Source organism: Salipaludibacillus neizhouensis (genome assembly GCF_002886185.1).
In the GTDB taxonomy this organism is placed as follows: Bacteria; Bacillota; Bacilli; order Bacillales; family Salisediminibacteriaceae; genus Salipaludibacillus; species Salipaludibacillus neizhouensis.
Genome location: NZ_KZ614148.1, coordinates 159,798 through 169,478 on the forward strand (window position 1 = coordinate 159,798; position 9,681 = coordinate 169,478).

The 9,681-nt window shown below is 36.6% G+C and carries 8 protein-coding genes and 1 pseudogene; all 9 read left to right on the plus strand.

The features are described from left to right. Nucleotides 1-169 precede the first annotated feature (169 nt). A complete protein-coding gene (bioW, locus tag CEF18_RS23730; RefSeq protein WP_110938984.1) occupies nt 170-949 on the plus strand; it encodes a 6-carboxyhexanoate--CoA ligase in 780 nt (259 codons plus the stop codon). After that, a complete protein-coding gene (gene bioA, locus CEF18_RS23735) occupies nt 939-2,285 on the plus strand; it encodes an adenosylmethionine--8-amino-7-oxononanoate transaminase (protein ID WP_110938985.1) in 1,347 nt (448 codons plus the stop codon). Before bioW ends, bioA begins: the two co-directional genes overlap by 11 nt. After that, nucleotides 2,275-3,447 carry an 8-amino-7-oxononanoate synthase gene (gene bioF, locus CEF18_RS23740; protein WP_110938986.1) on the plus strand — a complete coding sequence of 391 codons (1,173 nt, stop codon included), beginning with the start codon at nt 2,275-2,277 and terminating at the stop codon, nt 3,445-3,447. Before bioA ends, bioF begins: the two co-directional genes overlap by 11 nt. Beyond that, nucleotides 3,444-4,151: a dethiobiotin synthase gene (gene bioD, locus CEF18_RS23745; protein ID WP_110938987.1), complete on the plus strand. Its 708-nt coding sequence runs from the start codon at nt 3,444-3,446 to the stop codon at nt 4,149-4,151. The genes bioF and bioD overlap by 4 nt, the downstream gene beginning before the upstream one ends. Further along, entirely contained in the window at nt 4,144-5,151 is a 1,008-nt protein-coding gene (gene bioB, locus CEF18_RS23750) for a biotin synthase BioB (protein WP_110938988.1), read from the plus strand. The genes bioD and bioB overlap by 8 nt, the downstream gene beginning before the upstream one ends. 179 nt (nt 5,152-5,330) lie before the next feature. Beyond that, nucleotides 5,331-6,581, plus strand: a complete 1,251-nt coding sequence (locus CEF18_RS23755) for a cytochrome P450 (RefSeq protein ID WP_110938989.1) — start codon at nt 5,331-5,333, stop codon at nt 6,579-6,581. Between the two features lie 503 nt (nt 6,582-7,084). Beyond that, entirely contained in the window at nt 7,085-7,960 is an 876-nt protein-coding gene (locus CEF18_RS23760; RefSeq protein WP_110938990.1) for a MurR/RpiR family transcriptional regulator, read from the plus strand. A gap of 180 nt (nt 7,961-8,140) precedes the next feature. Further along, a complete protein-coding gene (locus CEF18_RS23765; RefSeq protein WP_110938991.1) occupies nt 8,141-9,211 on the plus strand; it encodes an ornithine cyclodeaminase family protein in 1,071 nt (356 codons plus the stop codon). A 167-nt stretch (nt 9,212-9,378) separates the two neighbouring features. Further along, nucleotides 9,379-9,681 (plus strand): annotated as a pseudogene (locus CEF18_RS23770) (L-glutamate gamma-semialdehyde dehydrogenase); the annotation flags it as partial.

Genomic DNA, 9,681 nt, shown 5'->3' on the forward strand with positions numbered 1-9,681 from the left:
ATAATTAGAATTCTTAGTTGAATAACTATGTTGTATCTTTCTTCTCCTTTTGTGGGGATTGACAAAATAAATTAAAAATCATATGGTTATATCGTCAACCATTAAATAAATTGAGTTGACGATCGGAGTGGAGGTTGAGTTAAGGATTACAAAGGGGAGGATCCATGGTATGCAAGAAGAAGAATATTATAGTGTTAGAATGAGAGCTGCTAAGAATACAGTACTTAAAAAGGGTGGAAAACATATATCTGGTGGGGAAGTACTTTCAACCTATAGCAACATAAAACAATCAGTGAATGCCTTGTTGGAAAAAGCTTTAACTCACTCAAGAGGAAAACCGGACTTTATGCAAATTCAGTTTGAATCTATAAATGAATCTATAAAGCTAGTTAAGCCATTAAGGGTCGAAACAAATGAAGTAGAAACAGTAGAAAATGGAAAGACTTTGGCACGGGCTATGTTAGAAAAATCAGGTGTGCCGAAAAGAATTATTGATAAAGCATATAAACAAATACCTGAATATTCGAGTATTAGAGGAGCTATATTATTTGATATTCATTCGGGTGAACGGATTGATAATAATTCAGAAAAAGGGGTCCGAGTTTCAAGAATAGATTGGTTGAATGCTAATTTTGAGAAGTGGACTGACGAGAACAATCAGCCGAAAAGTTCCAGAGTAAAGGAGGCGCTTGCTATTGCTACAAAGGTATGCGACCATCCTTCCACGATCGCAGAATTATGTTGGTCAGATGACCCTGATTATGTTACCGGATATGTTGCCAATAAAAAGCTCGGTTATCAACGTATTACAAGGTTAAAAGAATATGGAGATGAGCAAGGGTGTCGCATCTTCTTTGTTGATGGCGTAAGAGATTTACCTACATACATCAATTTTTTAGAAAAAAAGCCAATTTTTATCAAATGGGAGGAAGATGACATTGACACATGAATTAATTGAAAAAAGCAAAAAACACCTTTGGTTACCATTTACTCAGATGAAAGATTATGATGAGGACCCCTTAATTATTGAAAGTGGTGATGGGATTAAAGTAAAAGACATTCATGGTAAGGAATACTTTGATGGATTTTCTTCTGTTTGGCTTAATGTACACGGGCATCGAAAAAAAGAGTTAGACAATGCAATTAAAAATCAGCTAGAAAAGATTGCTCATTCAACATTACTAGGCATGACGAATGTTCCCGCAACTGAGCTTGCTGAAAAATTAATAGAATTAAGTCCTGAAAAATTGACACGCGTTTTTTATTCTGATAGTGGAGCAGAAGCCATGGAAATTGCTTTAAAAATGGCTTTTCAATATTGGAAGAACATAGGAAGACCAGAGAAACAAAAATTTATATCGATGAAAAATGGTTATCACGGCGATACGGTTGGTGCAGTAAGTATTGGTTCCATTGATCTTTTTCACCAAGTATATGGTGCTTTAATGTTTGAGAGTTTCAACGCGCCAATTCCGAACGTGTATCGCTCGGAATTGGACGATCCTGCTCAATGTCGTGATGAATGTTTACAAACCCTCGAACAGCTACTCGTTAAAAGCCACGAAGAAATAGCTGCACTTTCGATTGAATCGATGGTCCAAGGGGCTGGGGGCATAACCGTGATGCCAGAAGGTTTTTTAGCTGGTGTCCGTGAACTTTGTTCTAAATATGACATCTTAATGATCGTTGATGAAGTTGCCACAGGTTTTGGTCGGACAGGAAAGATGTTTGCCTGTGACCATGAGGGAGTTCAACCTGATTTAATGGCAGCTGGAAAGGGAATTACAGGTGGATATTTACCGATTGCAGTGACATTTACAACAGAGGAGATTTATGAGGCATTTTATGATGACTACCAAACATTAAAGACTTTTTTCCATGGCCATTCTTACACGGGGAATCAGCTTGGATGTGCAGTAGCAATTGAAAATATTCGTTTGTTTGAATCTGAAAAAATCACTGAGCAAGTAGCTCAAAAATCAGAGGCCCTTCATGCAATTCTACATGAACTAGATACCCTCCCACATGTTGGAGATATTAGGCAGCTTGGTTTTATGTGTGGAATAGAGCTCGTTCAATCAAAGGAAACAAAAGAAGCCTATCCTAATGAAAAGCGAGTAGGGTATCAGGTCTCTCTAAAAATGAGAGAGTTGGGGATGTTAACGAGACCAATGGGAGATGTGATTGTATTTATGCCTCCTCTTGTCAGTACAAAAGAAGAACTGGAAGCCATGGTAGCAATCATGAAAGAAGCTATCAATGAGGTAACAAGTAGTGAGCTTTGATGGATGGTTAAGTGCCCGATTAAACGAGACGAAAAAAGCCGGTTTGTATCGGCACTTACGAACCATGAACTCTGCGCCTCATCCTGAAATGTATATTGATGGGAAGAAACAAATGATCTTTTCTTCCAATAATTATTTAGGTCTGGCGAATGAGAAACAATTGATCTATGCAGCAGAAACAATTTTGCATCAGTTTGGAGTAGGGAGTAGTGGCTCCAGACTGACTACAGGTAATACGGAATGGCATGAGAAACTCGAAGAACGTATCGCAAGCTTTAAGCAAACAGAAGCAGCTCTATTATTTTCAAGTGGATATTTAGCAAATATCGCCGTACTTACTTCCTTACCTGAAAAAGGAGACGTACTTTTTAGCGATCAATTAAACCACGCTAGTATTATCGATGGATGCCAGCTTTCAAAAGCAGATACAGTTGTGTACAACCATATTGATATGACTGATCTAGAGGAGAAATTGAAAGCCACAAAATCTTATGAGCGACGTTTTATTGTAACAGATGGAGTATTTAGTATGGATGGTACGATTACACCTTTAGATAAGATAATGAGTCTCGCAAAGTACTATCGAGCCTACGTTATTGTTGATGATGCCCATGCAACCGGAGTATTAGGGGAACATGGGAGAGGTACAAGTGAACACTTCAATGTCTTACCCGATGTCGTTGTTGGTACCCTCAGTAAAGCAGTGGGAACAGAAGGTGGTTTTGTCTCTGGAACGAGGGTTCTAATTGACTTCCTGCTGAATCATGCAAGAACATTTATTTTTCAAACCAGTATCCCACCATCGAGCTGCGCTGCTTCGTATGTCGCATTGGGGCTTATTTTAGACAGTGAGCAAAAACGTAAACATCTCGTTTTAAACGTGAACCAAATAAAAACGGGCTTAATAGAAATGGGCTATAAGGTCAGGGGGAATGATACACCGATAATTCCAGTAATAATTGGAGATTCTCAAAATGCAGTTTTATTTGCTGAAAAACTCCAAGAAAAAAGCATCTATGCTCCAGCTATTCGTCCACCAACTGTACCAAAAGGGGAAAGTCGTATTCGCTTAACAGTAACCTCTGAACATAATTCAAAAGAGATAGATTATTTGCTAGAGTCATTTAAATTAATAGGAAAGGAGTTGAACATGATTAGATGAAGGGTGTTTTCGTCACAGGAACGGATACAAACGTTGGCAAAACAATTATAGCTAGTGGAATAGCGGCAGTATTAAGAGAAAAAGAGGTTGATGTAGGAGTATTTAAGCCATTTTTAAGTGGTATTTCCCGTGACCATCCAGAAAGTGATACAAGTTTACTGAAGGAGATGTCGCAAACACCCCTCTCTACTGAAGATATTACTCCTTTTGAATTTAAGGAGCCACTTGCTCCTTTAGTTGCGGGAAAACTGAAGGGGAAGCTAGTTAACATGACAGAGGTCGTGCGCCATTGGGAAACCATTCGAGTAAAACATGACTTCTTTATAGTAGAAGGTGCTGGGGGAATTGCAGTGCCGCTGGGTGAAGTTTTCTTGGTTAGTGATTTAATAAAAGCACTACAAATTCCGATCATAATTGTTGCCAGGCCTAACCTTGGTACGATAAATCATACATTTTTAACTGTGAAATACGCTCAAAGTATAGGTCTTAGTATTGCAGGAATTGTTATAAATGGTGTAGGTGAGAAAGCAGACCTATCTGAAAGAACAAGTCCTGAAATAATTGAAAAATTATGTGGTGTACCTATTTTAGGTATAACACCTAAGCTTACCGACGTAACAAATGAAAGTATTCAGCAAATGGTAAAGGAACACATAGATGTATCATTATTTTTAAATAAAATGGGGGTAGAGAAAGGTGAATAAATGGATGAAAATTGCGCAAGGGGTGTTAGAGGAACAGGAATTAACGAATAATGAGGCGCTATCAATACTTGAGTGCCCGGACGAAGATATTCTATTACTTATACACGCTTCTTTTCAAATTAGAAAGCGTTTTTTTGGAAAGAAAGTAAAACTTAATATGATTATGAATGCCAAGTCTGGACTATGTCCTGAAAATTGTGGGTATTGTTCTCAATCTTCTATTGCTGAAGCACCGATTGATTCTTATAGAATGGTCAACAAGGATACACTTGTAGAAGGAGCGAAGCGTGCACATGAATTAAATATAGGAACATACTGTATCGTCGCTAGTGGTAGAGGGCCTTCGAATAAAGAAGTCAATCAAGTTGTTGAAGCAGTTGAAGAAATCAAGGACACATATGGATTGAAAATTTGTGCCTGTCTTGGTCTTTTAAAACCGGAGCAAGCAGAAAGACTAAAAGAAGCAGGAGTAGATCGCTATAACCATAATATCAATACTTCAAAGAGTAACCATTCAAACATTACAACATCACACACGTATAATGATAGAGTCAATACAATAGATGTTGCAAAAGAATCTGGAATGTCGCCATGTTCAGGAGTCATTGTGGGGATGAAAGAAACGAAGCAAGATGTTATCGATATGGCACGTAGTTTAAAAGCCTTAGATGCAGATTCGATCCCGGTCAATTTTTTACATGCGATTGATGGTACACCGCTAGAAGGGGTTAACGAGCTCACCCCAGTTTATTGCTTGAAAGTCTTGGCATTGTTTCGTTTTATCAATCCTACAAAGGAAATTCGAATTGCAGGGGGGCGAGAGGTTAACCTTCGTTCCTTACAGCCGTTAGGATTATACGCAGCCAATTCCATCTTTGTGGGAGACTATTTAACAACCGAGGGACAAGAAGATACAGAAGATCATCAAATGTTACAAGATTTAGGGTTTGAAGTAGAATCGGTACAGGAAATGAAGGAAAGTCTAGCGGCAGAAAAATAAAAGATAAACCGTTCAAAAAAAAGGATACGAACTATTTTAAAAGCGGTTCTAATAAAGTGGCTTGTTGATAAATTAGTTATTTATGAGACCGATAGCATAGCGTAACGAGCCGATGGACTGAGGTCCAACAAGCCGTAGCGACATTACTTCTAGAGGTAATTGTATGAGGAGGGAAATGAATGACGAGACACACAAATTACACATTAGACGTTCCAAAAACAATACCATTTTCGCTGAATTCTTCTGAATTTTTAAAGAATCCTTACCCTTTATATGATAAACTACGCTCTGCTAATCCAGTGTCTAAGATAACTCTATTAAAATATTCAGGTTGGTATATCACCGGATATGACGAGGCGATAGCTATTTTAAAAGATACAAGATTTAAAAACCGAATCCCGCTACCTCAGGCTTCAAAAAAATACAATGATCTAAAAAAAATACAGAATGATATGATGGTTTTTAAGAATCCTCCTGACCATAAGCGATTGCGTAAGCTCGTAGGTAACGTATTTAGCACGCAAGTTGTGGAACAGTACCGTCCATATATCGAAGAAACCGTTATTGAATTAATTGATCGACTGCAGGATAAAAAAAGTATCGATATCGTTTCAGATTTAGCGTTCCCTTTAACTAGCCTCGTCATAGCTAAAATAGTAGGAGTACCAGAAGAAGATAGGAATCAATTTAGAGAATGGACTGTGTCCTTAATACATACTATTGATATTAAGCGAGATAGAAATATCCTAGTAAATGGTAACGATACAGCCTTAAAAGTACTAGATTACTTCAAAGAACTCATTAAAAAGAGAAAACAAAACCCTAAAGATGATCTAATAAGTATGCTAATTAAAGAGGAGGAGCAGGGAGAAAAATTAACAGACGAAGAATTACTGGCGACCTGTATTTTACTTATTATCGCAGGACATGAAACAACGGTAAATCTTATTAGCAATTCGATGCTGTCCTTATTGAATCATCCTGACCAACTAAAGAAGCTAAAGGAAACCCCACCTCTTATTAAAACAGCAATTGAAGAGTTTTTACGCTATGAAAGCCCCACACAGATGACAGCACGTGTTGCATCGGAAGATATTGAAATCAATAATAAAACCATTAGAGAAGGGGAACAAGTTTACATATTTATAGGAGCTGTTAATCGCGACCCGAAAAAGTTCACAAATCCTAATCAACTCGATATATCAAGAAATCCTAATCCTCATCTTGCATTTGGATATGGTAGTCATTTTTGTTTAGGCTCAACCCTTGCTCGAGTAGAAGCTCAAATTGCTATTAATGTATTTCTACAACGAATGACAAACATACAACTAACTGTATCTACCCCGAAATGGAGGGTTCTAACTGGCTTTAGATCACTACAAGAATTGCGAATTACAGCCACCATGATGAATGAAATGGATGAAAACTAAGAGTGGCAACTTTCCTTTAAATAGTGCTATCCTAAGTTTCGAAAATTTAATCTCTAAAGTATTTGGGGGCAGTGTAACTAACCATGACGTGAGAGCGCCACGCTGACCTCCACCATACATATGTTATCAACGACACTATTCTTCCTTTTTACGAGGGATTGTGTCGTTTTTTATTTTGGGTTTTGTGCACATTTTGTACATATATAGTCCGGTAAAGTGTTTAGTTCGCAAAATAGGTTTCTCCAAATTTCGGCAACTGGGTAATGCTTTTCCCATCTGAAATAAAAGAATATGATAAAAAAGTCCAAAAGAGTAATGGAAAAAATAATCATTAAAAATCATAAGGATAGAATTTCTAGAATTCAATCTGTGTTGGAGAAGTGCTAAGTAATCATTATAAACGTAGAAGATTTTTTTTTGTATATGATGTATAATTATTTAAGTAAATAAGTCAATAGGGAAAAGTTATTAATAATCAATGACATTAGAGGTTGGTGGAATATATGGGAAAAGTACAAGAAGGAATGAATGCTTTAGAGCATATTATTTCTATAAAAGATACTTTGCCTAATAAGCAGAAACAATTATGTGATTACATTTTAAATAATCACCAAGATATCGGATTGTTTACTGTTAAAGAAGTGGCAAATAAAGCGAATGTAGGAACTACGACTGTTCTGAGATTAGTGAAATTATTAGGTTACGACAGTTTTTTTGATTTAAGAAAAGATTTTCATGACATTCAAAAAGATTATTCGGATAAGTGGGAGAATGTGCAAAAATCTTTTGATAGTAATGATGAAAATAATGAAAATAATTACAAGACGCTCTCTACTGTTTTTCAAGAAGGTATCGAATTAATGGATAAAACGCTTAACCCTCAATTAGTTGAAAACTTTAATGTGGCAATGGATTTAATATCAAATGCTGAAAAAATCAATATACTCGGATTACGTCCGTATAAAGCAATTGCGATATATTTAGAGTTACTTATAGAAGAGTTTCACTCAAAAACGCGGCAACTCAGTTATGACAGTGACTCTATGTTTGACCGAATTCTTCAATTTGAGAAAAATGAAGTTTTTATTATATTTAGCTTTTCTCCGGACACTCAACGAGCAATTGACGCAGCGAAAGTAGCACATGAAAGGAATATTCCAATTATTTTAGTTACAGATCACTTGTCTTCCCCGATTGCTAGTTATTCAAGCGTTATATTAAAAACTGAGTCTAGTGAAAATCATTATACAATAATTCCGATTATTGCGCTGGTTGAGTCTATAGTGATTGAATTAGGGATAAGACAATCAAAAACTTCCATTGAAAAAATACAAACTTTAGTCAACACATTAAAAGATAAAAAAATAATAGTTGAGTAAAAGCGCTCGACTTGACATTACCAAGGCAATTTAGCCAAAGGTAATGTCATATTTTTTAATCCAAAAAGGAGCAAACGAACTTTTTATTTTAAAAAAGGTTTACAATGATTCTAAACGATGTTACTATATTTCTAAGAGTTAGAATATTCTAAAAACATTTCAGGGAGTTGTGGGATATAAGTGAGCACACTAAAAAAGTTAGAAAAACTTGAACAAAGTAAGAGGGTTGGTTTTATTTACCTTTCACAAGAAGAGTGTATTCGATCTGGTGGACTTGATATGAAAGGTACACTAATTGCTATTCAAAAATCGTTTGAACTCCATGGTCAAGGTGATGTTGTTCAGCCTTCAAAGCCTGTCATTCGCTGGGGAGGACCAGAAACAGAAGAGACAAGAGGAAGAATCATGACGATGCCTTCTTATCTAGGTGGCGATCTGGATGTAGCGGGGATGAAATGGATTCCGAGTATGCCAGAGAATCCTAAAAAAATTGGTCAACCAAGAGCCTCAGCAATCATAATTCTAACTGATCCTAATAACGGTTTTCCTTTAGCTATTATGGATGGAACAATTGTAAGCGCTATGAGGACAGGGGCAGCAACTGGTATTGCAGCTAAATATTTAGCTAATCCGAACTCTAAAGTTGTGGGTATCATTGGTGCAGGTGTTCAAAGTAGAACGCAATTAATGGCTATTGTAGGGGTTTTCGGAAGTAATATTGAAGAAATTAAAGTCTATGATTTAAATCTTGAAAAGACATGTGAGTTTGCAAAAGAAATGTCAAATGAATTAAATGTAAGCGTTTCCCCAGCAGGGAGTGCAGAAGAAGCTATTAAAGGTTCCGATATTGTAGTAACAGCAACGATGTCTTCCTACCCATATGTAAAGGGAGAATGGCTGAAGGAAGGGGCATTTCATTCTGAAATATCTTTTTGGGATACTGATCCAGCAGAACTGATTCACTATAACAAAGTGGTTGTGGATGATTTTGAACACGTGAAACATCACGGTGTGGATGTTAGTTATAGAGCAGTCCGTGATGGAATTATAAAAGAAGAATCAGTAGTTAATTTAGGAGAAATTATTACTGGAAAGAAAACTGGAAGAGAGAATTCTAAACAAAAAATCTTATTCAATCCAATTGGTATGTCTATACACGATGTTTCTGAAGCTTTTAGAGTGTATGAAAACGCGAAGCAATTAGGTATTGGAAATGATCTATCACTTTGGGAGAACCCTCACTGGTTATAAAAACTATGGATTCGAAGGGGGAAGGATATGGAGAAAATAGTAAGCAATACATTTCAGACACTAGCTAAAAATAAAACGGCAAATCGGATGGCCAAAAAATATGGGTTAAAAATGGGAGCGAAACGTTTCGAAAAGTACATTTAAATAAATCAACAGGGGGAACTAAAATGACTAAAACTCTTCAATATTTAAAGTTAGATACGTTCAAGAACGAACCCAATACGGACTTTTCACTAGACGGTGAGGTAAAGGCGTTAAAAGAAGCCATCTCGGTGGCTAGAGGTAATTTAGGAAAAGAATATCCTGTGATTATTGGAGGAGAAAAAATTTACACAGAAGATAAAATCACTTCTATTAATCCAGGAAAGAACGAAGAAATTGTTGGGACCATGAGTAAAATAGATCGTGAGATGGCTGAAAAAGCTTTACACACGGCTACGGAAACGTTTGAAACTTGGAAACTAGTAAAG

Excerpts from the sequence above, each read along its gene's own strand:
- bioW (WP_110938984.1), top strand. The coding sequence starts at position 170 with ATGCAAGAAGAAGAATATTATAGTGTTAGAATGAGAGCTGCTAAGAAT.
- bioD (WP_110938987.1), top strand. The coding sequence starts at position 3,444 with ATGAAGGGTGTTTTCGTCACAGGAACGGATACAAACGTTGGCAAAACA.
- CEF18_RS23755 (WP_110938989.1), top strand. The coding sequence starts at position 5,331 with ATGACGAGACACACAAATTACACATTAGACGTTCCAAAAACAATACCA.
- CEF18_RS23760 (WP_110938990.1), top strand. The coding sequence starts at position 7,085 with ATGGGAAAAGTACAAGAAGGAATGAATGCTTTAGAGCATATTATTTCT.